This is a genomic window from Streptomyces sp. NPDC021019 (genome assembly GCF_044333295.1).
Lineage (GTDB): Bacteria > Actinomycetota > Actinomycetes > Streptomycetales > Streptomycetaceae > Streptomyces.
Window position 1 is genome coordinate 143,782 of sequence record NZ_JBIRQR010000004.1, and the last position, 21,714, is coordinate 165,495.

Sequence of the window (21,714 nt, forward strand, 5' to 3'; positions counted from 1 at the left end):
CGGTCTGGCGTGCGGAAGGGCCTGCCGGTGGCTGCCGGCAGGCCCTTCGGTGTGCTGTCGGCCGGGCGGTCAGGCGTCGGCGCTGACGGACAGGTTCGCGATGGCGTCGAGGAGGGGGGCGACGTCGCTGTAGAGGAGCTCCACGCTGTGGAGGTGGTCGCCGTCCTTGTCCTCGGGGTGGCGGGAGAACGGGCCGACGAGCGTGATCCGGCCGTCGTTGCCGGGCTCGGCGCGGACGCCGGTCGGTGTCGGGGCGCCGCCTTCGTTCTGCCACCGGTCGTACGTGGGGTGGTCGGCGATCTGGTGCAGGGCGGCGAGGAGAGCGGCGACGGGGGCGGCCGGGGTGGAGAACGTCGCGGGGCCGTGGGTGATCCAGGCGGCGGCGCGCTCCTCGTCGGTGTAGGCGTCGGGGGCGGCCTCGCGGTAGCCGGTGGTGTCGCCCTCGTCGCGGAGGCGGTACCAGCCGCGCAGGTAGGTCGTCGCGGTCAGCTCGGCGTGGCCGGTGTTGACCTCGACGTTGTACCAGGGGGCCATAACGGCGGTGGGGGTGAGGCAGGCGCCCATAGTTCAGTCCCTCTTGGCGGGCGCAACGACCCACACGGAGTTGTGCACGGCGGGCCGACCGTCTTCGGCAGCCTCGTAGGCCGTCTCCACCTCGGTGACCACCACCTTCACATTGTGCACCGTCACCAACTGGCCGGGGGTCGGGATGGCGATAGCGCCTTGCGCCATGAAGTTGACGAGGTCGAGGCCCGTGTGCGCGTCGATGAACGCCACGGTGTGCACTGCATAGGAGTCGCTGCGGGTCGGGATCTTGTCGGCCAGCTCCCTGAGATGCTGCAAGGGCGCTCGGGCACTGTCCCCCGCAGACGTAGGGCGTGGCCCGTCGTGAGGGTTGGCTGCGGTCATCGTGGGGCTCCGTTCTGTTCGGTGATCTGAATGAGCGTACGAGGGTTAGGCGAGCGGGAGCAGGGGTTCGGCGCGGAGCTCCACGAGGCGCTGGAGCTGGCGGCCGATGCCGCGCCCGGTGAGCGGGGCGGAGGCGTGCGGCCAGACCTGCCGGGCCGCGGTGACGTACAGGGCTCCGGCGAGGACGACGACCGTGGGAGCGTCGGCGAGGCCGAGCTCCTGCGCCTGGTCGCGGAGCTGCTCGGGGGTGACGCTGCCGGGGTCGCCCATGCGCAGGTCGTACGGGGCGGTGACACGGTCGAGGGGCAGCAGCCCGTGAAGGGCGGAGACGATGACGGTCGTTCCTCCGGTGGCGGTCAGGGCGTCGGCGGTCTGCCGGCAGGCGCGGTGATAGCTGCCCTGGTAAAGCTCTCCGGCCGGGGCCGGGACGGTGAGCTTTCGGGAGGCGCAGGGGATGACGACGAGGGGGCCGAGCATGGGTGTCCTTCCTGTGTCCGGACGCATCCGGGGAGGGGGGCGCGGACGCGTCCGGATGGTGGGCCGGACGCGTCCGCGCGGAGGGTGTTCCTGCTGGTAGACGGCGTCCGGGCGCATCCGGACGGGCGGTGTCCGGGCACGTCCGGGAGCGGTCCGGCCGGGCTCCTTGCGGACACTGTCCGGAGGCCGCTGCGGACGCGTCCGGGGAGAGCGTCCGGACGCTGTCCGCAGGGGTCAGGTCGTGGCGTCGGCGGCGGGGCGGTGGTCGCGGACCTCTTCCCACCCGTACTTGTCGGTCCAGCTGTAGGGGGTCGTCACGGTGACGGTCTTGACGTTGGCGCGGGCGACCCGGCGCCACTCGCCGCGGATGCGGACCAGGTCGCCCTTGCTGACGTTGTCCTTCGAGTGCCGGCCGAACGTGCCGGCCTCCTTCGCCTGCTCCAGGACCGCGCGGTCGCCGTCGATGCGCTCGACGAGCTCGGCGCGCTGTCCCTCGTACTGGCGGTACAGGCGGCCGGATGTCGCTTCCGGGTGGTGCTCGGCGAGGCTGGCCATGCGGCGGTCGAGGCCGCGGAGCTCGGCCTCCAGGCGCTGGACCCTGCGGGCGACGACGTCGGGCCGCTGCTTCTCGGCTTCCGCACGGCGTGACCCGGCGATCCGTGCCGGCATCCGCTCCGCTTCCTGCGCGGTGAGCGCCGACTTGATCGAGGTGGTGACGCTGCGCTCCAGGAGGTTCCGGTGGGCGCGGCCCCGGGGTCCGGGGAAGACGGGCTGACCGAAGGGGAGGTGCTCGACCATGGCGTCGGACGACAGGCGGAGGGACTCCGCGGTACGGGCCAGCTTCTCGCCCTTTGCGGTGAGGGCTTCGCGCCGCTCCTCCAGCCGCTCGTGCTTGTCGGCCTGGACGGTGGCGTTGTCGCGGACGGCGGTGGAGACGTCGACGGTGACGGTGTGTCCGGCCTCGCGGAGGCGGTCGGCGGCGTTCTCGATGGCGACGATGCGGGGGGCGCGGTCGCGGGACTGGGGGATGCCGTACTGGCCCATGGAGCGGAACCAGCGGAAGCCGTGGGCCTTGAGGATGTCGCCGGTCCCGTCGCCCTTGACGGTGTCGCCGTCGGCGAGCGTGCCCTCTTCGGGGGTGTGGGTGATCTCGATGGTGGCCATGGGGTGCGCCTTTCGTCGGGGCTGGTCGGGCGGAGGGGGCCGGTGTTCAGAGGCGTTCGCTGAACACCGCTGAACACCGGCCCGGGGAGGTCAGGGCTGGATGTCGGCGAGCAGAACGCTGGCGTTGTCCGCGTAGACCTGGTTCGGGTCGACGGCCCGGCTGGTCTTGACGGCGGTGTCCACGGCGAGGTCGACGAACTCGCGGGCGATCGTCGTCAGCGGCTCGTCGGCCAGCTCCACGTACAGGTCGTGACGGGCGTCCTCGTGCGGCTCGTACGCGCCGTCGGAGAGGAGCGCGAGGCGGCAGGGGCCGGTGATCTCCCGGGTCTTCGACTCGATCGCGGGGTGCCCGTGCCGGTTGCGCACGGCGTCGTCGTCGAGGTCGGAGCCGAGGCACGAGGTGATGTGGTTGCGGTTCCCGCCGTGCGGATACGTGGCGCACGGCGGGTAGACGCGGCGCTTGTTGTGGTCGTCGGTGAGGCGGATCGCGATGCCCTGCTCCAGCAGGTAGGCGCGGGAGTCGCCGCACCAGGCGACCGACAGCGGCTTGCCGGGCGCCTTGACGGCGACGACCGCAGCCGCCATCGGGCCGCGCCCGAAGTGGATCGCGTCGTCCCGGGTGATGTTGTAGACGTACCGGAGACCGGCCTCCGCGTCGCCCATGCGGGCGGCGGTGCGGCCGAGGTACCGGGCGGTCTTGAGCGCCCACTCCTGGGTGGACTCACGGCGGCCGATGCCGTCGAGGAGGACGTACGCGCGGGTTCCGTCGACGGTGCGGACGGCGGTGACGTCGCACTGGCCGGGGTCGGTGCCGGTGTGCTGGGCGGCGGCGAAGGTACGCATGGGCGGGTCTCCGTTCGGGTGGGGCGGGCGGCGGGTCAGGGGCAGGTGCAGGGGGCCGGGTCGTCGGCGTAGGCCGTGAGCATCCGGTCGAGTACGCGGCGGTGGTGGGCGAGGTGCTCCACGAGGTGGGTGACGCGGCGGCGGTTCCTCGCCGCGGTGTTCAGGCCGTGCTCGCGCTCGGCGACGTCGCGGCGCTTGCTGTGGACGTCGGCGGCGCGGGCGTAGGCGGCGCAGGAGAAGGAGGAGAAGACGCGTCGCCCGGCGGGGGTGTCGCCGACGGGGACGACGCGGGCGCAGTCGAAGGTGACGGTCTCCGGCTGCCGGCAGAGGGTCATGCCCTCCGGCAGGTCGACGGTCGTGCCGGACGGGAAGGTGAAGGTCTGCATGGTCGGCCCTTCTGGGAGCTGTGCGGGGAGGGGCGAGGGCCGCCGGTCGGCGGCCCCCGCAGGGGGCGTCAGGGCCGGTTGCAGGGCCGGGCGTTATCGACGGCGACGTTGCGGGCGAGGTCGTCGAAGGCGCGGTGAAGGGGCAGCAGGGTTTCCAGTGCGCCGTGCCGGCTGTCCGGGGTGGTGGCGGTGTTCAGGGCGTCGGCGGCCAGGGCGATGCGGACGCGGAGGCGGCCCTCCTGGCGGGCGAGCTGAGTGCTGACCGGGTTCAGCTCGGGCAGCTCGGGGACGCGGCGGGTGATCGGGGCGGTGACGTAGTACATGACGTGGTCGGAGATGCCGGCGCGGCGGTTGTCCAGCGCGAGGGCCTGTGCGTCCATGAGGGCGAAGACGGGGGCGTCGGTCGTCTCCAGGCTCTCGGCGGCGGTGGTGACCAGGGCCGCGATGGCGTGGAGGACGTCCGCGGCGGGGTGGAGGGCGGCGCGGGCGGTGATGACGTCGGCGAGGGTGCGGGCGCGGTCGGCGGCGGCGAGGGCGGTGGTGGGGATGGTCGCGGTCATGACTGCCTCTCTGCGGCGGTGGGGGTCGGGGACGGGGCCGGTATCGGGTCGGTCAGAGCCCGGCGATGTAGCAGGTGCAGCCGCCGGTCTCGACGGTGAATCCGGCGGCCTCCAGGGCGCGGACCGTGTTGTCGTGGCCGCTGATCCGGGCGCGGTTCATCTCGGCGATGGGCTGCTCGACGCGGACGACGCCGCGGGAGACGGAGATCACGGCGGGCCGACCGTTGAGCGCCTCGGTGACCATCTCGACGAGGGCGGCGGTGTCGTCGCTGATGTGGTGGTACTCGGCGTGCAGGGCCACCAGCTGGGCCTTGGGCATCCGCTCCAGCTGCCGGCGCCGCTTCTCCTGCCGCTTCTCCTGCTGGGCCCGGGTCCACGCGTCGGCCACCGGGACGCTGCGGAGGCTGCGGGTCTGCATGATCTCGGCGGCGAGCTGCGACTTCGTGGCCATGGTGTCCTCCTGCGTTTTCGGTGGCCGCGGGTAGCGGCCGTCTTCCGGGCTGTTCTCCCGGCCTGACGATGGAGACACTATGCAACCTTGGTTGTGCAAGTCAAGTTGGCCAACACGTGTTGCGTGTCGCATTCACACAGGCCAGGGACTGCGGTCACACGAAAGGCCGGACCCTGACGGGCCCGGCCTTGTGGGGGATGAGTCAGGCTGCTACCGCGTAGGCGGGGGCCTGCGCGGGCGCCTCAGCGTCTGCGGTGCCGTCGGAGTCCTCCGGGGCCGGGCCATCCTGTCCGGCCGCGTGCCACTCCCACAGGGCGGTCGCAGCGGCGACGCTGCGGGAGTACCCGATCTGGCGCCCGTTGCGGCAGACCTCCATGCCGTCGAGGCACTGGCACGTCACGCGGAAGGTGCCGACGTGGCGGCTGACGAGCACCTCCATGATCCGGCCCTGATGCTCTCCGGACTCGACCGGCAGGCGCACCGCGCTGTCGAGCTGCTCGCGGGTGACGACCGTGAGGGTGTCGACGTCGTCGACCATGACGCCCGTGTGGCCGTCCGTGGCCAGGGGGTGCTTGACCGCGACCCACCGGCCGCACCGGTAGACGTCGCCGACGGTGGCCGCTCGGGTCTGCTCCGGGTAGTGCTGCAGGACGAGGTCGCCGCGCCGGACGTGCGGCGCGTCGTCGAGGGCGAGCAGGGCCGGGGTCTCGGCGGTCGCCTGCTCCCGGTTGTCGGCGCGGGCGGTCTCGATGTCCCAGACGCCGGGCCGATCGGTCCGGGCCATCAGCTCCCAGTCCCCCGGGCGGCCGTCGACGGTGACGATGTCGCCCTCGCGGAAGTCGCCCCACGGACTGGTGTCCTGGGTGAGCTGCTCACTGCCGGCAGCGGCGGCGGCAGCCGCGGTCTCGGTGGCGGCCGTGATGAGGGCGACGGCCTCCAGGCGGAGGGCTGCGACGACGTCCGGGGCCAGGGAGTGCTCGGTGGCCTGGTCGTTGGTGGGCGTCCAGCCCGCGGGGCGCTTGGAGCAGGGGTTGCGGATGCCCTCGACCTTGGCCCATGCGGCGCGGAGCTTGCCCTCGCGGTCTTCGGCGGTGCGGTGCTCCTGGTGTCCGGCCCACCATGCGTCGCGCTCGACGCGGCGGCGGTCCTCGTCGGCCTGGAAGGCTGCGGTCCGGCGGGCGGCTTCCTCGCCCCACATCAGCGGATTGAGGGGCATCCGCTCCTGCTTGTGGTTGCGCTCGGTCGGCTCGGGCTGGTGGGCGTCCCAGACGAGGATGGCGCGGTGGCCGTCCGGGGTGGCCTCGACGAGGCGGCGGCCGTCCGCTCCGGTGTCGCCCAGGAGCAGGAAGCCGGCGTTCTGCAGGGGGGCGAGGAAGCTGCCGGAGACGCGGCGGCCGGTCTTCGTTCGGTCGCTGCTCCAGCGGAAGCTGTCGGAGAAGTCATCGCGGTACAGGTGGCCGATGGTGGCGGCTCGGACGTGGGCGGCCTGCTTGGTGGACCAGACGAGGGCGTTGGCCTGGCACTGCTGCTTGTACGTCTCGCTGTAGTCGACGACCGGCTGTGCGGGCTGCTCCGGGGTGGCGGCGGTGTCGGCGTCCTGGTCGACGTCGGTGTCGGCCGGGGCCGGTGCGGCGGTGTCCACGGCGGCGGGCGCGGCCTCCTCGACGGCGGGGGCGTCGGCGGCCGGAGTCTCGACGTCCGGGGCGGAGTCGACGGCGGGCGCGTCGGCCGGGGTGTCAGTGTCGACGGCGGGGGCGACGGTGGGCTTCTCGTCGCGGATGCGCTCCTCCCGGCCGTTGTGGATGGACGGCATCGGGCGGTCGCTGCCGTGGTAGCGGACCGACACCTTGAAGGGGAAGGGGCCGGCTGCGAGCGCGGCCTCAAGTTCGTCGGCGCGGTCGGCGACGATCTGCCGGGCTTCGGCGGTGAGGAGCAGGACGTACGTGTGGTCGCGCTCGCCGTCGACCATGTGGCCGGTGATGCGGAAGTCCTTGGCGGGCCCCTGCTGCAGGCCGAGGCGGCGGAGCTCCCGGGCGACGGCGACGGTGGGGGTCTTGGGGGCGGGGACGATCGCCATGGTGGTGGCTCCTTCGGTGGTGTCGGCCGGGGGGTCGAGGGTGAGGGCGGTCTGTACCCAGACGTCGCCTTCGCGCGGCTTCGGGACGAAGCGGGAGCGACGCGCCATCAGAGCCTCCGGGGCCGGGGGCCGGGGGCGACTCCCCCGACCTTTCGATGGAGACGCTAACCAACCAAGCTTGCACAAGTCAACTTGCACAAGCCCGGCCGGAGTGTCGCGTCCCTGGTCAGAGGGTGTGCGCCCCCGTCGCGGGGTGCGCAAGGGCCGCGTCGACGCCCGCACGCCACGCCGCTCCGGGGTCGCCCTCCCAGCCCTGGGCGATGAATGCCGGCACGTGGACCTTGCGGTACGTCATGCCGGTCGCCACCGGGGCCGGGGCGTCCGGGGCAGGCCTGACGGTCCCTGCGGCCCGGCCGTCCAGGCGGAGCCGGAGCTCACCGCGGCACCAGGTGTGCGTGGCGCCCTTCCGCAGCAGGTAGGCGAGGCGGATCTCCGCCTGCTCCCTGTTCAGGTCGGCGGCGCGGTCGGGGGCGGTGTCGTCGCCGAAGTGGCCGAGTTCGTCGACGAGCTCGAAGCGGGTCGCGTCGCGGAACGTGACGTCGTCGAGGAGCCGGTGAGCCCTGTTCAGGTAGTGCGCCGACTCCGCGCCGTCGGTGCAGGGCAGGGCGGGGAAGTCGGCGAGGGTCGCCCGCTGCTCGCAGTCGAGGCAGCGGAAGGCGAACGCCGTACCTCCCTCGACGCTGTCGCCCGTGTTCACGATGCGGTGGGCGCCTGCGTCCATGCCGGGGCGTCCGGCCGGCACGGCCGGGGTGGCCGGTGCGGTGGCCGGGCCGGGGTCGCACGGGCCGTCGTGGCCGATCTCCAGCGAGCAGGTGAAGGGGAACGACGTACGCCCCAGGTCAGCGCCGCAGTAGTGGAACTCCTTCTCGTCCGCGGCGGGTGGTGCGGCGACGAGGGCCAGGCGGCGGGGCGTGGCGGGCTCCAGCTCCGGGGTGGGGCGGGCGGTCACCTCGCGGGCGGCTTGGGCTTCCTCGTCGGCGACGATGCCGGCATGGGCGGCGAGCATGGCGTTCGCGACGGCGACCCGGCCGAGGTTCCGGGCGTGCTGTGCCTCCGCGCGCTGGCGCTCCAGGCGTTGCTTGATCTGCTCGTGGGTGAGTCCCTGGCGGCGCATGTCCTGGACGGCGGTCGCGGTGATGGCGGCGGTCACTGCCGGCAGGGCGCTGGTCAGGTGGTCCTCGCGCATCGCGCCGGAGCGGATGACCTGGCCGACTGCGGCGGTTGCTGCTGCGGCGGTGTGGACGCCGATGCCGGGCCCGTCCTTGATGTACTCGCCGACCTTGGCGAGGACCGCCGCTTCTTCGGCGGAGCGGCGCGGGCTGGTGCGCCGCTGGGGGGCCGGGGCGGGGACGGCGGGCGCGGGGGCCGGGGCGGGCGCCACGAGGGCGGTGGCGGGCTCCTCGACGGCCGGGGCGGCGGGGGCGGCCGGGGCCGGGACGGTGCCGAAGGTCATGCCGGCGTTCTCGAGTGCCGCGCGCACCTCGTCGACGCGGTCGGCGTGGTCGGCTCCCTCGGTGCCGGGGAGGAACCAGTACCGCGGCCGGACGGTCTTCCAGCCGAAGCCTTCGCCGCGCATGATGCCCGCGGTCCCGTCGCTGCGGCGGGTGCCGGTGACGTAGATGCCTCGCTCCGGGCTGTGCGCGATGACGATGGGCCGCCGGTCCGTCGGGGCCGGGGTGGTGGCGGGGGCCGCCTGGGCGGGCTTGGGAGCGGTGGGCGCCGCCCTCTTCCGGGCGGGGGCGGTCGCCTTCGCGGCCGAGGTCGCCTTCTGCGCCTTGAGGTGGGCGGCCCACCGGGCGGGCAGGACGATCTTGTTCGCGATCTCAAGGACCTGGGTGGATCCCCAGTGCTCACGGATGACGCGGTCACCACAGGCGAAGGCGGCGGACATGCCGGCGGGTGCGGCGCCATCGTGGGCGGCGGACCACAGGGCGGTGGCCTCCGCGCGGACCTCGTCGGACAGCTCGCACTCGGTGCTGACGTGGTCGACGAGCGGGTCACCGGTCACGCGCTCGCCGTTGATGGTGACGGTGACGGTGTTGCCGGTCTGGGTGTAGCCGATGTCCTCGCCGTTCCAGTGGCTTCCCTTCATCGTGTTGGCGATGGCGTCGACGGCCTCGGTGCTCGGTCCGTCGGTCCAGCGGATGGAGAGCGAGGCGACGTCGCTGCGGACTGAGAACTTCACGCCGGGGAACTCGGCGGTGAGCTGGCGCTTGAGCTCGGCGGAGACGTAGCGGGTCGGGATGGTGGGCAGCATGGTGCGCCTTTCTGGGTGGGGTGGGGGCCCGGCCGGTCGTGCCGGCCGGGCCGGGTGGGTGCGGGTCAGCGGGTGACGTCGATCCGGATGTCGTCCTGGTCGGCGTAGGCGGCGCGGTACTCCGCGAGGAGCTCGGTGAGCTGCTCGGCGTCGGCGGCGGTGGAGTAGCGGAGGAGCTCGGGCTCCTGCCCGTCCGTGATGCGGAGGGCGGAGATGCCGTGGAGGTCGGTGAGCTGCATGGCGGTGGTCCTTCCGGTGGGGGCGGAGCGAGAGGAGGGCCGGGGGCGGGCACCGCCGGGTGCCCGGCCCCCGTGGGGGGGCGGAGAGGTTAGGCGGCGGCCGGGAGGGCGGCCGGGGCCCGGAGGGCGGTGGCGTCGACCTTGAAGGTCTTGCGGGACGCCTTGCGGGGCGGGACGAGGCCCTGCGCGATGTAGTCCAGGGCGACCTGGTCGCCGTCGAGGATCGAGCGACCGGGGGTGCGGGTGATCACGACACCGCCGTAGATCCCGACCGGCAGCTGACGCAGCCAGGACTTTTCGGCGTCGGCGATCTTGGACAGCTCCTTGACCTGCTGGTCGAGGTCGTCGTACCGCGCGCCGTGGGTCTCGATCTCCTCGACTGCCGGCAGCTGGTCGGCGGGCAGGGTGCGGTCCTCGGCCGGGGTGGAGGTCAGCGAGGTCTCGCCCATGCGGGCGGCGATCTTCGCGACGGTGCGGGTGGCGGCGGCGGCGGCGCGGAGGGCGATCCGGTCGGCGCGGCGGGCGGCGGACCGGGCGGCGCGGCGGGCGGCGGTCGCGGTGGCCTTGGCGTCGCGGGCGGTGGCGGTCAGGGCGTCCGCCTTGACGATGCGGTTGTGCGCCTTGCGGGCGACGGGGCCGACCTTGCCGCCGGTCCGCTCGACCTTGGCGAGCTCCCGACGGGCGGAGGCGGCTTCGGTGCGGGCCGCCTTGGCGCGGGCGGCGGCGCGGGTCGCGATACCGGCGGTGCGGGCCTCTTCGCGGCGGGCCGCGGTGAGCGCGGTCTCGGCCTCGACGAGGGCTGCCATCGTGCGGGCGGCGACCTTGGTGACGTTCATGGCGGTTCCCTCCATCCGGTCCGGGCCCGTCGCCCGTCCTGATACAGAGAAGTTATCCAACCTCGATTGTGCAAGTCAAGTTGCCCAACACGTGTTGCATGTCGCGCCGCACCCTGTGACCTGCATGGACACCCCTGCCGGCACGCACCGACGCCCCCACCTCGTATGGAGGCGGGGGCGTCCGGGGTGGGCGGGTCAGCGGCTGGCCGGCATGTCGCTGTACAGGAACGCACGCTCAGCCGTCGTGCGGTACTCGTACAGCCCGATCGGGGACACCTTGCACGCGACGGTCACGACCCCGTACCGGGCCGCCGCGCCGTGTCCGGCGCGGAACGACCAGGCGACGGGGGCGGCCGGGGCGTCGCTCGGCTGGATCGGCATGAAGGTGTGGGCGTCGGCGTGCACGGCGCGGGCGGCGGCCTCCGCCTCGCCCTGGACGAGGGCGGCCCGGCTGATGGGGTCAGTGGCCTTGAGGTACTCGTGCAGGCGGCCGAGCTCGGTCAGGGCCTCCTGCCACTCCGGGCTCTCCGTGTCCGCCCTGGCGACGCGGGCGGCGACGGTGGAGCTGGCGGCGAGGGCCTCGCCGACGTTGCGCGGGTTGGCGGGCAGGCAGTTCGCGGCGATCCACTCCGCGCCGTCCTCGTCGACGACCCGGGCAGGCTCGCCGGTCTCCGCGGGCGCCATGCCCGTGACGGTGCGGGCGACTCCGTCGGCACAGACGATCCGGTCACCTGCGGCGAACGGTGCCGGCACAGCCGCGTCGGCTTCCGGCGCGTCGTCCTGGTCGTCAGGCTCGTCGCCGTCCTCGGCGGTGGCGCACTCCTCGCAGCCGATCGCGGGCTGCTCCTCGTGCTCCGGGCAGAGCACGGCCCACCGGTACGTCGGGGCCTCGTCGTCGTCCGCGTTGAGCTGGTGGACGATCTCAGCGGCCTGGACGGCGCAGTCACGGGTGGTGACGCAGCCCTCGTCGGAGAAGACACCAACGGTGGCGGCGGACTCCTTGGCCGCGCAGACGGCGGCGGGGCCGGTCTCGTCGCCCTTCTGCTCCGTGAGGCCGTGGACGCAGGTGCCTTCGGGGGCCGGGGTCGGCTCGTACGTGGCGGCGGGGGTGGGGGCGTCGACGCCGTTGGCGCGCTGGGCGTCGGCGACCTGGGCGGGGAGCATGTCGCGGGCGGCGGAGCGGCGGCGCTCCAGGCTCTTGCCGTACGTCCCGTACCGGGTCACCCACCCGTAACGGGCACCGTGGAGCTTGCCGACCTGGAACGTGTAGCCCAGGGCGCCGTCCTCGGTGGTGACCTGCTCGAACTTGTCGGCGGTCGGGAAGGCGGCGGCGACGGCGTCCTGTGCCTCCATGGCGGTCTGCACGGGGCCGTCGTGGCGCTCGCTGGCCTTGTGGAGGGCGACGTATACCGAGCCGAGCTCGCTGACGGGCAGGTCGGTGAAGACGTCGACGAGGGTGGTGTCGGTGGGGGCGTCCATGCCGGTGGCGTGCCAGTCGCGGACGATGGCTTCCGCCTCCTCGCGGGTGGCGACGCCGACGCGGTCGGTGCCCCGGCCCTTGGCCGTCATCCATCCGTACTGGGCGCTGTCCCCGTAGCCGGTCGTGCGGTACGTCCAGCCGATCGGGTACGGGCTGCCGTCCTCCGGCATGACGTCCCGGAAGATCCGGGCGCCGGTGTGGTCGGCGAGGGCGACGGCGCGCCCGATGGTCCGGCTGAAGATCGCTTCGCGGATCTCGGCGGCTTCCGCCGTGGTGGTCGGCTCGGTGGGGCGGACCTGGCCGCGCTCCAGGTTGAGACCGGCGATGTACTCCAGGCCGTCGACGATCTCCCAGCAGACGGCACCGAGGACGGTGGAGGCGGAGCGGCCCGCGACGTGGGGCAGGGCGATGTAGTGGACGGCGTCGGCGTGGCCGGCACGGTGGATCGTGATGCGGTCTTCGCGGTGGCCGGGGTAGGCGAGGCGGGTCTCAACGTCTGCGTAGAAGCGGGCGGGGTCCGTGACGGGGCCGCTGGTGAAGGGGGCGAACTCGGGCCGGGTGGGGTCGACGGGGCCCTCATCGTCGGCGGTCTCGACGGCCGGGGCGTCGGCGATGGCCGGGGCGTCGGCGATGGCCGGGGCGTCGGGGGCGGCGGGCAGGGGGCGCTGGACGGTCTCCGTCGAGGTGGCCGCGAGGTCGAGGCGGAGGGCGATCTCCCACGGCTTGCGGCCGGAGTATGCGCGGGCCTCCTTGGTGGCGCCGAGGATGGTCGCCCACCAGCGGGGGGCGTCGCTGTCGAGGCGGGCCAGGCAGGCGTCGACGACGGTGTGGGGAAGCCCCAGTTCGTTGATGATGTCGCCCGGGGCGAGCTCGGCGCGGGTGACCTGGACGGTGATGTGCTCGGCGTTCTCGATCAGCGCCGCGTGGCGGGCCGGGTCGGCCTGGCGGAGGTAGCGGAGGGCGGCACCGAGCCGGGCGACGTCGTCCGGGTTCGGGGCGTCGGGCTGGGCGCGGAGGGCGGCGGCGGCGCGGTGGGCGTCGGCAACGGTCTCGTCGACGCGGCCGGTCTCGATCTGCTGGCTGCTCTTGACGGGCCAGGCGCTGCGGTCCCGCATGAACACCACGGCCCCGCCGTCCTTGATCTCCGTGTGGGTCGCGGTCCGTACGCGGCCGTCGATGCAGAGCACCCGGTCACCCTCGGCGAAGGTGGCCTCAGTGGCCGGCACGACGTTCGCGCCGTCAGGGTCGGGGCCTGCGTGGAGGGGGTCGACGTCCGCACCCATCTCCCGGGCGAGCTGCTCAGCCAGGTCGACGCTGGCGGCGTACTTGCCGTGGTCGATAGAGCGGGCGGGGGCGGTGAAGGTGTGCAGCTTGCCGTACGCGGTGGTGATCGCGCCGGGCCAGGCGGAGCGGAGGAAGCCCACGACGTTCTCCGACTCGATCACGAGGACGTCGCCGTCACGGATGTCGTCGCGGGTCTGGGTTTGGTCGTACGCCTCGCCGGTGCTGTCGAAGCGGTGGACGGCCGGGGCCGCTGCCGGCGTCTCCTCGTCCACGGGGGCCGGGGCCTCGACGGCGGGGGCGGTCTCGGCGGCAGCGGTCAGGGCGGCGAGGGCCTTGACGCACGCCTTGCAGAAGTCGCCGAGCTTGGCGAGGTCGCGGTCGCTGATCTCGCGGCTGACGATCCGGGCGCAGAGCGTCTTGTTGTGGAAGGTGTCGGTCTGGACGTAGTGGGGGGTGCGGCCCTCGCCGACCTGGGCGGCGGCGGTGGTGATCGTCGTGGCCATGGGAGCTCCCTCGCTCACTTGCCGGGCGGTGTGCCCAACTGAAGACCCCACCGTATCCAACCGATGTTGGACAAGTCAAGTTGGCCAACCGTGCGTGTCTAAGGTGTCGCGCCTGTCGGGGTGATCTATACGGGGGGTCGCGCCCCCTGTCCAAGTCTGGTTGTGCAACACTGCTGGGCATGAGTGAGAAGTACACCCCCAGCGGCGCCCTGCTCGCCGCGCTCGAAGAACTCGACAGGCTCAGGGATCTCGTGAAGGAGCAGACGAAGGCCGTCCACAAGGAAGTCGCCAACGACCTCAGGACGAACCCTGAGCTGACGAATGCGGACGTGGCGGAGCACGAGAAGATCCCGTACACGCAGGAGACGGTCCGCAAGATCGCGAGGGAGTACGACGTCCCCCGGAAGCGGAAGCCGACCGTGCGGTCCATCAGGCCGGACAAGTGGGTCGGCAAGCGGAAGGGGCCGGCAGGCTGACCGGGTCAGCGGCGCCCGGTCTCCTGGTCCATGCCGGCCCGGATGCGGGCCATGTCGACCTTCGCTCGCGCAACCAGGGCGACGATCACGCAGGCGCAGCCGCCGAGCAGAACGAGCACCAACGCTGTCGTACCGGCCATGACGCCACCCTCCGCCGCGCACTGTGGGCGGGGAGCGTACACCCGCCGGACATGCCGAAGGCCCCCGCGGTGGCGGGGGCCTTCGCTGTGTGCCGGTCAGAGCATCCGGGCCACGATGATGATGATGACGACGAACGAGATGACGATCGCCCACCGCTCCCCCGTGGTGCCGTCCGACCACCCGGTGGGGTGGGTGATGATCCGGTCGCCCTGGCGGGGGACGTGCCCGCCGTGGAGCTGGTCCCGGTGGTACGTCTGCGCGTCTAACGCGTCCTGGTAGTCCTCGCTGCGCGGCGACTCCGTTTCGCACTTCGCGCATTGGTGGCTGTACGTCGCCATGGGTCGTGCCCTCCCAGATGGTCATAGCTCTCCGATACGTCTACAGGGGGCGGGGGCGGTGCGTGGCGGTTTCCGGCGAAGGGGTGACCCGCCGGAAGGGGTCAGGCGACCCTCTCTTTCCCCCTCTCCAGGCCACTCTCCGGACCGCTCTCCGTCGCTGGAGAGTAAGGAGATTTCCGCAGGTCAGAGGCACTCTCCGTGCCACTCTCCGGGCCGCTCTCCGGGCGCGGGGCGTAGGCCAGGGGATGGGCCAGGGAAAGGGCGTGAAGAGGGGTTGAGAGCAGGCCCTCGATCGCCTTACGGGTGACCCCTGAGCGGCCCTCGACGCCACCCGCGCGGATGGTCCTCTCGACGGGGATCTGGTGGCGGTCGAGCCAGGCCCTCATCTCGCGCCGGGTGAGGGTCTCCAGGCCGGGGGTGGAGGTGAGGATCTCGTGGAGCTTGCTGAGGTGGATCCCGGTGTCCCCTCGGGTGAGGTCGCTGAGCCAGTAGATGAGGGTGATGTGGGGGTCTAGCGGGGTGTCCTCCATCGGCTCCTCGTCGGCGTCCGCGGGGAGGGTCTCCGGCTGCTCCTGCTCTGCCTCTTCGGGGAGGGCGCCCGCGCGCCAGGCGGCGAAGGTCCACACGAGGGCGACCGGCCACATCAGTGCGGGGTGGGTCGCGGAGGCGATGAGGGACAGGGCCAGGAGGGGGGCCAGGGTGGGGGCGAAGGCGGTCCCGAGGAGGAGGACCGCGCCGACGGTGGTCCAGAACGGATCGACAGTGAAGGCGGCCAGGCCCATTCCCAGCAGCAAACTGACGCGGGGGGCGACGTCGTACAGGAGAACCGCGACGGGAATGAGGACGGTGACGGGGAGGGGGAGCTGGGCGACGACCGGCGCGGCGAAGTACAGCGGGATGCCGGCGGCGAGGAGCAGCAGCGCGATGCGGAGCAGGGTGTCCGCGGCGCCTTCGCCGGCAGCGACCCAGCGACTCATGGCGCGGGCGGCCCGGCGGGGGCCGGGGCGCAGCGGCGGGCCCTTGTCCTCCTCCTGCTTCTTCTTGTCGTCGGCAGCCGCGCCCTTCTTGGTCTTGCCCTTGGTGCCCTTTTTCGCGGGCTTCTTCGCCGTCTTCTTGGCGGGCTGCTCGTCGTCCTCGTCGGGGTCGGTGGTGTCGGTCTCGGTGGCGTCCTGGTCGGGCTTGTCGTCGGGCCCGGCGGGCTTGTCGGGCTGGGGGCACTTCGGGCCCGTGGGGGGCCTGTACGCGGCGACGGCATCCATGAGGGCATGGTGCCCGCGGTGGAGTCGTGCGGTGCCGGCGTGGAGGCCGTGGTGGGCGCGGTCGAGGAGGGCGGTCTTGTTCATGCCAGGTTCTCCACGAAGCTGACCAGCTGGCCGCCGATGCCGTTGTAGATCGGGATGAGGGTGGAGTTCACCAGGCCGCCGAACCCGGCGGTATAGGTGAGGGCCGCGCCGGAGATCAGACCGCCGAGGAGGCGGAGGCGCTCCTTCTTCCCGGCCTCGCGGATCGAGACCCACGCGATCACGGAGACGACGAGGACGATGATTCCGCCCTCCATCGTGAGGCCCTGGGGGGAGCCGGAGGCGAGGGTCCGGTCGCTGGTGCCGGTGGCCCACGGGGCGACGGCTGCGGCCGTGTTGGTGCTGCCGACGATGTACGTCGCGGCGAGGCCGAGTGCGCCGCCGACGGACATGGCCAGGGACGATCCGGCGATCATGCCGCCGATGCCGGTCAGCAGGACCTTGGGGTCTTTCCCGCCCTTGATGAAGGTCCTGGTGTGCAGGGCGAAGAGGACGGCGATGATCGCCAGGGTGCTGACGTTGATGGCGGTTGCGGGGTTCACTGGGTGGCTCCGGTGAGCAGGGGGACGACTGTCGTCCAGGTCAGTGCGCACGTGGCGAGGGCCACGGCGGTGAAGAGGCTGCGGGCGGCGAGGGCGACGGGCTGTCGCATGGTGCGGGCGCGCTGGTCCAGGCCCCAGGTGATGAGGGTGGCGAGGAGGCCGGTGCCGACGGGGATGCTGACGAACTGGAGGATCAGGACCAGGACGAGGACGGCGCCGAAGAGGATGAACGTCTTGGCGGAGCGCTGGATGGCCAGGCCGATCAGGCCGACCGAGATGGCGACACCGGAGACGGCGGCCGTGCTGATCGGGAGGGTGTCGAGTGTGACGTAGGTGCCCTGAGTGAAGCCGGTGCCGATGCCGATGCCGGCAGCGGCCCCGGTGTACGCGAGGGCGCTGAGCCACCCGCTGTGGCCGAGCTTGGGAGGGAGGCGCCACTCCCCGACGGTCGTGGCGATCAGCGTGCTGGTGGACGGCTTGGCAGGCTGCTCGTCGGCCGGGGCCGCGCCGTCCTGGTCGGGCTGGTCGTCGTCCTGGTCGTCGTTCTTGGTGACGGCGATGGGGGTCGGCCGGGCTGCCGGCGGTGGCGGGGTGGGTGCGGCCGGTGCGGAGCCGGTGGGCATGGTCGGGGCGGTGGGCGCGGCCGGGTCGGGGCCGGTCGGCGCGGTGGGGGCGAGCGGGGGCCAGGCGGCTGCGGGTTCCGGCTGGAGGGACTCCGGGAGATCCCGGGGGGCCCACCCGTCGCGGCGCACTGTGCGGGTGCGGTCGGACTCCGGCCGGGGGTTGGTGATCTTCTCCCACTCGTCTGCCATGGCCTCCGGCGTTTGGACGGTCTCGGGCTCGGGGGCCGGGGCGGGGGCGGGGGGCGGTGGCGGAGTGGTCGGCTCGGGGGTGGTCGGCTCCGGCGCGGGGGCGGGTGCCTGCTCGGGGATCTCCGCCAGGAGGGCGTCCATGTCCGCGAGGACGTCGTCTGTGCTGCGCAGCTCCGTCATCGGCTCGTCCCGTACGGGAGCAGGAGGCGGGTCGCGCGGGCGGCGATCTCGGCCTGGGAACTGAAGTGGTCCGCGTGCCGGGACATGGCGCGGAGGCGTGCGCAGAGGGCGTCGGCCGGCACGATCCGGATGTTCCCTACCGACAGGCCGTCACGGCGGACGGGCGCCTGGTGCATGGCTGCGACGGGGTGGACCGGGCACCGCAGGAGGTTGGCGACGGTCCGGGTTCCGCGCCGGAGGCCGTCCAGCCGGTCATCGACGTCGAGGTTGCCGTGGAACAGGCGGCTCCCGCGGAGGTGGACGTCGTGGTCGCCGGTCCACAGCTTGGTGTCGATGAGGAAGACGCGGCCGGACGGTGCGATGGCCAGGTGATCCAGGTTGGTCTGGCCGGTGGGGAGCTGGAGGTCGTGGAGGATCACCCAGCCCTGGCGGGCCAGGGTCCGCAGGAGGCGCGCGGTGGCCTTCTCCCCGATGGCCCCGGTCGCGAAGCGGCGGGCGCGCTGTCCGGCGGCGGTCCGGATGCCCATCAGGTCGGCGAGGCGGATCAGGGGGGTGCGGAGGCGGCGGGCCTCGGCGGCGGCGGAGGCACCCGCGCCGGGCCGCCGCTGCTGCTGGACGTACCAGGCAGCAGCGGCGACCGCGACGAGGACGAGCGTGAGGGTCGTCATGATGCCTTTCGCTTCTTCATCTCTTTGCGGCGGTAGGTGGCGACGGTCTCGGCGAGCTTGGGGCGGTCGCCGTGGACCGCTGCGACCTTCGCGACCAGGTCCTCGTCGGAGATGTCTTCGTCTTCGTTAAGGGCGTCGCGGACGGTCGCAGCGATCGACGGGCCCATGGGGAAGACGACCTGCGGCTGAGGGGTCGGGGTGGGCTCGGGCTGCGGGGTGGGCTCGACGGGCGGGGCCGACGGGACTGGCGCTTCGGGTACGGGCGTCGCGGTGACCGGCCGTGCCGGAGGAGCGACCGGAGCGACCGGCGGTGCGACATAGGCGGGCGGAGCGGCCTGGGCGACCGGCTGCGGGATGTGGGCGGGCGGAGCAGCCGGGGCGACGGCCGGGGCGGCGGGGGCCGCTGTGACGGCCTGGGCGGGCGGCTCGATGTCGCGGGCTGCGACGACCGCCGCGCGGGCGGTCTGCGCCTCAGCGGCGCCGTAGATGGCCGCGTTGTAGGCGGCGCGTCCGCCGAGCTGCTGCCGTGCGTCGAGGACGTACTCCTCCGCCGCGGTCTCCTCGACCCTGCGTGCGAGCCACTGCTCCAGCCGCGGCCGGAGGCGGACCTGCTTGACGCTGAAGACGACCCACCACGCGCCCTTGGCCAGGAAGGACACGACTCCGCCGAGGATGCCGGCAGCGACCTGGTCCTCGTTGACGCCGTGGACGATGACGGCCCCGGTGACGATGAGGAGCCCGACCCAGCCCGCGATACGGGCACGCCGGACCCGGTCCGGGGTCCGCCGCAGCAGCCGCTCAGCAGCGAGGGACAGGATCCACAGCAGCTCGAACGTGGACGCCGCGGCGTACGCGATGCCCGGGGTGGCGATCTTTTCGAGGAGACTGCCGATCGCTGCGGTGGACCAGACAATGGCGACGATGGTCGCCATGAGCGCGACACTGAGGACGAACCGGAACAAAACCATGTCCCAGTCCCGGGGCGGGACCGGGACGTCCACGGTGTACGGCTCGTACTCGGTCGTCTCTTCGCCGAACACGTCGGCCGTGACGGCCCGGTAGCGGGTCTCGGTGGTGTACCGGACGCCGGGGATGCGGTGCTGCGGGGTGGGGTCGTCCATCGGGTTGCCTCTCTGGGTGTCACGCACGTACAGGCCGGACCCGCCCCCAGGAGGGGAAGGGTCCGGCCCGTGCGGTGCGGGTTAGTTCCTGCCGAACAGTCGTCGGCGGGGTTCGGTCCCGGCCGCGTCGCCGTCGCGGTTGACGCGCCTCAGGTGGTTGGCCACCCGGAGGGCGGCGGCCCGGTCAGTGGCCGACTGGCGGCCGGGGTAGTCCCTCTTGGCGAGGGCTGCGTCGTCCCGGCCGCTGAGCCAGCTGAAGGCGCTCATCCGCGGCTCACGATCTGCTCGTCGGTGAACCGCACACCTTCGCGGTCGAGGCTCTGCCACGGCGTCGGGTCGCCCGGTGACCGGGCGTCCCATACCGCCTCGTGGCCGACCGAGGACATGTGGATCTGGACCTGGCGCTCGACGCCGTCCTCGACCCAGGTGTGCGGGTACGGGTGCTTGCCGCTCACTTGCCAGCACCTCCGCCGTTGCTCGACCGCTTGTTGGTCTCGGCGAGCTTCTTGTGCATCTCGTCGCGCTTGGAGTCGGTCACTTGGAACCACCCCTGCCGGCGGACTGGTTGCCGCTGACCTTGGCGTTGGCGTTGGCGTCGCGGACGGCCTGCGGGTCGCGCTGGGCGGACCCGGCCTTGTACGCGGCGGCGGCCTTCTTCTGCTCGCTCATCAGGCGGCACCGCCCTGGACCTGCTCCGGGCGCGGGCGGGGGACGGCGACCGGGGTCGGCTCGGTGCGCGGACCGGGGATGCCAGTGATCCGAGGGATGGCGCGATCATCGTCGCCGTCGGGCCAGTCGTGCCCGGCCTCGGCGGCGACATGGCGGAGGAGGAGCGCGTACTCGCCGCGCGTCACGTCGGTGGTCCGGGCCGGGGCCAGGGCCAGAGCGGCCTTCGCGAGCTTGTCGGCTCCGGCGGTCGTGCTGCGGTTGTGGAGCTTGTACGCCTCCGCACCGAACGCGATGAGCAGCGAGTGGTGCTCAAGGGGTGCGGTGGGGTGGGTGATGGTGAAGTGGTCCGCCACAGCGAGGAGAACCGCGACATCGTCGTGGGTGGCGGGTTTCAGATCAGTAAGCTGCGTCATGCGTCATTCCTGTCGATAGCAGGCTTGGCGCGGCCCCCGGTCGGCGTTTCTGAGGCCCCGACCGGGGGCCGACTTGTAGGCGTAGAGACCTGGGTGGCCTCCACTGCCGAATGTATGCCATGGCATACACTCTGGCAAGTAGACCCGCCCTAAGGAAGGACGGGGATGGCGGAAGACGTCACGAGAGAGGCGGGCGAAGTGATCGACGCCTTGCAGCGGATTGCGGAGATCGAGGACCTGGTCGAACGGGCGGTCGCGAGCAGCGAGGTGCTGGCTGACTACAAGGAGCGTGCCGGCACGTTGCGCGACTACCAGAAGCAGGCGATCGACGCGATGCGCGCGGAGAAGGTGCCGTACCGGCAGATCGCTGCCCGGCTCAAGCTGTCACTCGGGGCGGTGCAGAACATCGAGCGCGGACACGGCAGCGCCTGGGGAACGAAGCCCCGGAAAAAACCTGCCGATGAATGAGAGCTGCGTGTCCGGCGGTCGCGTGCTGGTGCCGGCAGTAGCGTGAGCTGTGGCGATGGTGCACGCCAGAACGGCCCCCTCATCAGAGGGGGCCGTCGTCGCGTCCGGATGATGTCCGGGCCGGGCAGGGGCGCGGGCTGCCCCCCCCTGGCCCGGCGCCCCCAGGGGGCGGGTCGTGTCAGGGTTTGAGGATTCGGTCGATCGTGGTGCGCGCGATGCCGGACGCCCTGGAGGTGACGGTCTTGGGGAGGTCCCATTCCCGGGCCCACTTCACCAGTGCGTTGCGGCGGTCGGTGCCAATGGCGCTCTTCTCGTCCGGGGGTAGTTCCCTCCAGCCCTGCAGTAGGCGGTGGGGGAGGTCTGCGAGCCAGGGGCGGAGCGGGTGGACGGGGTCCAGGTCCTTGATGTCCTGGGCCTCCAGGCGGGTGTAGTCAGCGATCCAGCGCTGGGGGCGGGGGGTTGTGGCCGGGTTGGGCATCTCTCGTACGGCGGTGGCGCGCAGTTCGGCCGCGCGTGTCCGCAGGCATCCGACGTGCGTCTGTGTGGCGTCGATCAGGGGCAGTTCGGCCTGGAGGTCTGCGGGGACGTGCCGGATGAGTACGGCCTTGGCACTGCGGGCGGCGTCCTGTTGGAACCGGTCGGTCTCGTCGTGGGACGTGTACTTGCTGTCGGGGTCGACGTCTCCGTAGCGCCAGACCAGCATCGGGTTGAGGGTGCGGGCGAAGGCGTCCGCGCGGTGGTCGGCGCGTAGGGCGTTCGACAGGGTGCGCAGGGTCGGGATCCATGCGTGGTCCGGTGAGGTGTCGAGCGAGATCTCGTCGGCGGTGTCGCGGGCATCCCGGGGGCTGCCCAGCAGCTCGGTCTTGGCGAGGATGACGTCCCCCTCGCGGAGGTGAATGGTGTAGCCGGGCTGTTGGAGCCACTGATCGGCACCCACAGTCGTGGTGAGTGTGCCGGTCTTGTAGGTGATGTGGAGGCCAGCGGCGGGCTCGTAGTCCTCGTCCCAGCGCTCGACGTCTAGAGATGTCATGCGCTACACGCTACACGTAGCGCGTAGCG

At 72.6% G+C, this 21,714-nt stretch carries 27 protein-coding genes; 2 read left to right on the forward strand and 25 right to left on the reverse strand.

Annotated elements, in window-relative coordinates:
- Positions 1–69: 69 nt before the first annotated feature.
- The 13 genes from ACH4RG_RS23165 to ACH4RG_RS23225 form a co-directional block, all read right to left on the reverse strand.
- Positions 70–564 carry a hypothetical protein gene (locus tag ACH4RG_RS23165; RefSeq protein ID WP_398540123.1) on the reverse strand — a complete coding sequence of 165 codons (495 nt, stop codon included), beginning with the start codon at positions 562–564 and terminating at the stop codon, positions 70–72.
- 3 nt (positions 565–567) lie between these two features.
- Positions 568–843, reverse strand: a complete 276-nt coding sequence (locus tag ACH4RG_RS23170) for a hypothetical protein (protein WP_398540124.1) — start codon at positions 841–843, stop codon at positions 568–570.
- 111 nt (positions 844–954) lie between these two features.
- The gene (locus tag ACH4RG_RS23175; RefSeq protein WP_398540125.1) at positions 955–1,386 is read right to left on the reverse strand and encodes a DUF6884 domain-containing protein; all 432 of its coding nucleotides are present in this window, start codon (positions 1,384–1,386) and stop codon (positions 955–957) included.
- 234 nt (positions 1,387–1,620) lie between these two features.
- Positions 1,621–2,550, reverse strand: a complete 930-nt coding sequence (locus ACH4RG_RS23180; protein WP_398540126.1) for a DUF3560 domain-containing protein — start codon at positions 2,548–2,550, stop codon at positions 1,621–1,623.
- 90 nt (positions 2,551–2,640) lie between these two features.
- Positions 2,641–3,393 (reverse strand): mucin-2, encoded by a 753-nt coding sequence (locus ACH4RG_RS23185; RefSeq protein WP_398540127.1) that lies wholly within the window; start codon positions 3,391–3,393, stop codon positions 2,641–2,643.
- A gap of 35 nt (positions 3,394–3,428) precedes the next feature.
- Entirely contained in the window at positions 3,429–3,779 is a 351-nt protein-coding gene (locus ACH4RG_RS23190) for a hypothetical protein (RefSeq protein ID WP_398540128.1), read from the reverse strand.
- Between the two features lie 68 nt (positions 3,780–3,847).
- A complete protein-coding gene (locus ACH4RG_RS23195) occupies positions 3,848–4,339 on the reverse strand; it encodes a hypothetical protein (protein WP_398540129.1) in 492 nt (163 codons plus the stop codon).
- A gap of 52 nt (positions 4,340–4,391) precedes the next feature.
- A complete protein-coding gene (locus ACH4RG_RS23200; RefSeq protein ID WP_398540130.1) occupies positions 4,392–4,790 on the reverse strand; it encodes a hypothetical protein in 399 nt (132 codons plus the stop codon).
- 202 nt (positions 4,791–4,992) lie between these two features.
- Entirely contained in the window at positions 4,993–6,975 is a 1,983-nt protein-coding gene (locus tag ACH4RG_RS23205) for a hypothetical protein (RefSeq protein WP_398540131.1), read from the reverse strand.
- Between the two features lie 118 nt (positions 6,976–7,093).
- Positions 7,094–9,184, reverse strand: a complete 2,091-nt coding sequence (locus ACH4RG_RS23210) for an LPD29 domain-containing protein (RefSeq protein ID WP_398540132.1) — start codon at positions 9,182–9,184, stop codon at positions 7,094–7,096.
- A 65-nt stretch (positions 9,185–9,249) separates the two neighbouring features.
- A complete protein-coding gene (locus ACH4RG_RS23215; RefSeq protein ID WP_398540133.1) occupies positions 9,250–9,423 on the reverse strand; it encodes a hypothetical protein in 174 nt (57 codons plus the stop codon).
- An 89-nt stretch (positions 9,424–9,512) separates the two neighbouring features.
- The gene (locus ACH4RG_RS23220; protein WP_398540134.1) at positions 9,513–10,259 is read right to left on the reverse strand and encodes a hypothetical protein; all 747 of its coding nucleotides are present in this window, start codon (positions 10,257–10,259) and stop codon (positions 9,513–9,515) included.
- A gap of 195 nt (positions 10,260–10,454) precedes the next feature.
- Positions 10,455–13,526, reverse strand: a complete 3,072-nt coding sequence (locus ACH4RG_RS23225; RefSeq protein ID WP_398540135.1) for a hypothetical protein — start codon at positions 13,524–13,526, stop codon at positions 10,455–10,457.
- Positions 13,527–13,705: 179 nt separating this feature from the next.
- On the opposite strand from ACH4RG_RS23225, the gene ACH4RG_RS23230 reads away from it, so the two are divergent.
- Positions 13,706–14,002: a hypothetical protein gene (locus ACH4RG_RS23230; protein ID WP_398540136.1), complete on the forward strand. Its 297-nt coding sequence runs from the start codon at positions 13,706–13,708 to the stop codon at positions 14,000–14,002.
- Positions 14,003–14,007: 5 nt separating this feature from the next.
- Here the strand turns inward: ACH4RG_RS23230 and ACH4RG_RS23235 are convergent, their stop codons facing one another.
- From ACH4RG_RS23235 to ACH4RG_RS23285, 11 genes are all read right to left on the reverse strand, one after another.
- The gene (locus ACH4RG_RS23235; protein ID WP_398540137.1) at positions 14,008–14,142 is read right to left on the reverse strand and encodes a hypothetical protein; all 135 of its coding nucleotides are present in this window, start codon (positions 14,140–14,142) and stop codon (positions 14,008–14,010) included.
- 96 nt (positions 14,143–14,238) lie between these two features.
- Positions 14,239–14,481 carry a hypothetical protein gene (locus tag ACH4RG_RS23240; protein ID WP_398540138.1) on the reverse strand — a complete coding sequence of 81 codons (243 nt, stop codon included), beginning with the start codon at positions 14,479–14,481 and terminating at the stop codon, positions 14,239–14,241.
- Between the two features lie 101 nt (positions 14,482–14,582).
- Entirely contained in the window at positions 14,583–15,824 is a 1,242-nt protein-coding gene (locus ACH4RG_RS23245; RefSeq protein ID WP_398540139.1) for a hypothetical protein, read from the reverse strand.
- Entirely contained in the window at positions 15,821–16,324 is a 504-nt protein-coding gene (locus tag ACH4RG_RS23250; RefSeq protein ID WP_398540140.1) for a hypothetical protein, read from the reverse strand. The genes ACH4RG_RS23245 and ACH4RG_RS23250 overlap by 4 nt, the downstream gene beginning before the upstream one ends.
- Positions 16,321–17,316 (reverse strand): hypothetical protein, encoded by a 996-nt coding sequence (locus tag ACH4RG_RS23255; protein WP_398540141.1) that lies wholly within the window; start codon positions 17,314–17,316, stop codon positions 16,321–16,323. The genes ACH4RG_RS23250 and ACH4RG_RS23255 overlap by 4 nt, the downstream gene beginning before the upstream one ends.
- A complete protein-coding gene (locus ACH4RG_RS23260; RefSeq protein WP_398540142.1) occupies positions 17,313–17,984 on the reverse strand; it encodes a nuclease-related domain-containing protein in 672 nt (223 codons plus the stop codon). Before ACH4RG_RS23260 ends, ACH4RG_RS23255 begins: the two co-directional genes overlap by 4 nt.
- A complete protein-coding gene (locus ACH4RG_RS23265; protein WP_398540143.1) occupies positions 17,981–19,105 on the reverse strand; it encodes a hypothetical protein in 1,125 nt (374 codons plus the stop codon). The genes ACH4RG_RS23260 and ACH4RG_RS23265 overlap by 4 nt, the downstream gene beginning before the upstream one ends.
- Before the next feature lie 81 nt (positions 19,106–19,186).
- Complete coding sequence (locus ACH4RG_RS23270) at positions 19,187–19,372, reverse strand: hypothetical protein (RefSeq protein WP_398540144.1); 186 nt, start codon at positions 19,370–19,372, stop codon at positions 19,187–19,189.
- Entirely contained in the window at positions 19,369–19,560 is a 192-nt protein-coding gene (locus ACH4RG_RS23275; protein ID WP_398540145.1) for a hypothetical protein, read from the reverse strand. The genes ACH4RG_RS23270 and ACH4RG_RS23275 overlap by 4 nt, the downstream gene beginning before the upstream one ends.
- 79 nt (positions 19,561–19,639) lie before the next feature.
- On the reverse strand, positions 19,640–19,774 hold the full coding sequence (locus tag ACH4RG_RS23280) for a hypothetical protein (RefSeq protein WP_398540146.1): 135 nt from the start codon (positions 19,772–19,774) through the stop codon (positions 19,640–19,642).
- A complete protein-coding gene (locus ACH4RG_RS23285; protein ID WP_398540147.1) occupies positions 19,774–20,187 on the reverse strand; it encodes a hypothetical protein in 414 nt (137 codons plus the stop codon). The genes ACH4RG_RS23280 and ACH4RG_RS23285 overlap by 1 nt, the downstream gene beginning before the upstream one ends.
- A 165-nt stretch (positions 20,188–20,352) precedes the next feature.
- Here ACH4RG_RS23285 and ACH4RG_RS23290 point away from each other — a divergent pair, with 165 nt between their 5' ends.
- Positions 20,353–20,655 (forward strand): hypothetical protein, encoded by a 303-nt coding sequence (locus tag ACH4RG_RS23290; RefSeq protein ID WP_398540148.1) that lies wholly within the window; start codon positions 20,353–20,355, stop codon positions 20,653–20,655.
- A gap of 178 nt (positions 20,656–20,833) precedes the next feature.
- Here ACH4RG_RS23290 and ACH4RG_RS23295 read toward each other — a convergent pair whose 3' ends face one another.
- Positions 20,834–21,685: a hypothetical protein gene (locus ACH4RG_RS23295; RefSeq protein ID WP_398540149.1), complete on the reverse strand. Its 852-nt coding sequence runs from the start codon at positions 21,683–21,685 to the stop codon at positions 20,834–20,836.
- Between the last annotated feature and the right edge of the window lie 29 nt (positions 21,686–21,714).

Excerpts from the sequence above, each read along its gene's own strand:
- ACH4RG_RS23270 (WP_398540144.1), bottom strand. The coding sequence starts at position 19,372 with ATGAGCGCCTTCAGCTGGCTCAGCGGCCGGGACGACGCAGCCCTCGCC.
- ACH4RG_RS23190 (WP_398540128.1), bottom strand. The coding sequence starts at position 3,779 with ATGCAGACCTTCACCTTCCCGTCCGGCACGACCGTCGACCTGCCGGAG.
- ACH4RG_RS23175 (WP_398540125.1), bottom strand. The coding sequence starts at position 1,386 with ATGCTCGGCCCCCTCGTCGTCATCCCCTGCGCCTCCCGAAAGCTCACC.
- ACH4RG_RS23220 (WP_398540134.1), bottom strand. The coding sequence starts at position 10,259 with ATGAACGTCACCAAGGTCGCCGCCCGCACGATGGCAGCCCTCGTCGAG.
- ACH4RG_RS23215 (WP_398540133.1), bottom strand. The coding sequence starts at position 9,423 with ATGCAGCTCACCGACCTCCACGGCATCTCCGCCCTCCGCATCACGGAC.
- ACH4RG_RS23295 (WP_398540149.1), bottom strand. The coding sequence starts at position 21,685 with ATGACATCTCTAGACGTCGAGCGCTGGGACGAGGACTACGAGCCCGCC.
- ACH4RG_RS23205 (WP_398540131.1), bottom strand. The coding sequence starts at position 6,975 with ATGGCGCGTCGCTCCCGCTTCGTCCCGAAGCCGCGCGAAGGCGACGTC.
- ACH4RG_RS23195 (WP_398540129.1), bottom strand. The coding sequence starts at position 4,339 with ATGACCGCGACCATCCCCACCACCGCCCTCGCCGCCGCCGACCGCGCC.
- ACH4RG_RS23180 (WP_398540126.1), bottom strand. The coding sequence starts at position 2,550 with ATGGCCACCATCGAGATCACCCACACCCCCGAAGAGGGCACGCTCGCC.
- ACH4RG_RS23165 (WP_398540123.1), bottom strand. The coding sequence starts at position 564 with ATGGGCGCCTGCCTCACCCCCACCGCCGTTATGGCCCCCTGGTACAAC.
- ACH4RG_RS23200 (WP_398540130.1), bottom strand. The coding sequence starts at position 4,790 with ATGGCCACGAAGTCGCAGCTCGCCGCCGAGATCATGCAGACCCGCAGC.
- ACH4RG_RS23255 (WP_398540141.1), bottom strand. The coding sequence starts at position 17,316 with ATGACGGAGCTGCGCAGCACAGACGACGTCCTCGCGGACATGGACGCC.
- ACH4RG_RS23225 (WP_398540135.1), bottom strand. The coding sequence starts at position 13,526 with ATGGCCACGACGATCACCACCGCCGCCGCCCAGGTCGGCGAGGGCCGC.
- ACH4RG_RS23240 (WP_398540138.1), bottom strand. The coding sequence starts at position 14,481 with ATGGCGACGTACAGCCACCAATGCGCGAAGTGCGAAACGGAGTCGCCG.
- ACH4RG_RS23290 (WP_398540148.1), top strand. The coding sequence starts at position 20,353 with ATGGCGGAAGACGTCACGAGAGAGGCGGGCGAAGTGATCGACGCCTTG.
- ACH4RG_RS23265 (WP_398540143.1), bottom strand. The coding sequence starts at position 19,105 with ATGGACGACCCCACCCCGCAGCACCGCATCCCCGGCGTCCGGTACACC.
- ACH4RG_RS23230 (WP_398540136.1), top strand. The coding sequence starts at position 13,706 with ATGAGTGAGAAGTACACCCCCAGCGGCGCCCTGCTCGCCGCGCTCGAA.
- ACH4RG_RS23260 (WP_398540142.1), bottom strand. The coding sequence starts at position 17,984 with ATGACGACCCTCACGCTCGTCCTCGTCGCGGTCGCCGCTGCTGCCTGG.
- ACH4RG_RS23280 (WP_398540146.1), bottom strand. The coding sequence starts at position 19,774 with ATGAGCGAGCAGAAGAAGGCCGCCGCCGCGTACAAGGCCGGGTCCGCC.
- ACH4RG_RS23245 (WP_398540139.1), bottom strand. The coding sequence starts at position 15,824 with ATGAACAAGACCGCCCTCCTCGACCGCGCCCACCACGGCCTCCACGCC.
- ACH4RG_RS23285 (WP_398540147.1), bottom strand. The coding sequence starts at position 20,187 with ATGACGCAGCTTACTGATCTGAAACCCGCCACCCACGACGATGTCGCG.
- ACH4RG_RS23210 (WP_398540132.1), bottom strand. The coding sequence starts at position 9,184 with ATGCTGCCCACCATCCCGACCCGCTACGTCTCCGCCGAGCTCAAGCGC.
- ACH4RG_RS23185 (WP_398540127.1), bottom strand. The coding sequence starts at position 3,393 with ATGCGTACCTTCGCCGCCGCCCAGCACACCGGCACCGACCCCGGCCAG.
- ACH4RG_RS23235 (WP_398540137.1), bottom strand. The coding sequence starts at position 14,142 with ATGGCCGGTACGACAGCGTTGGTGCTCGTTCTGCTCGGCGGCTGCGCC.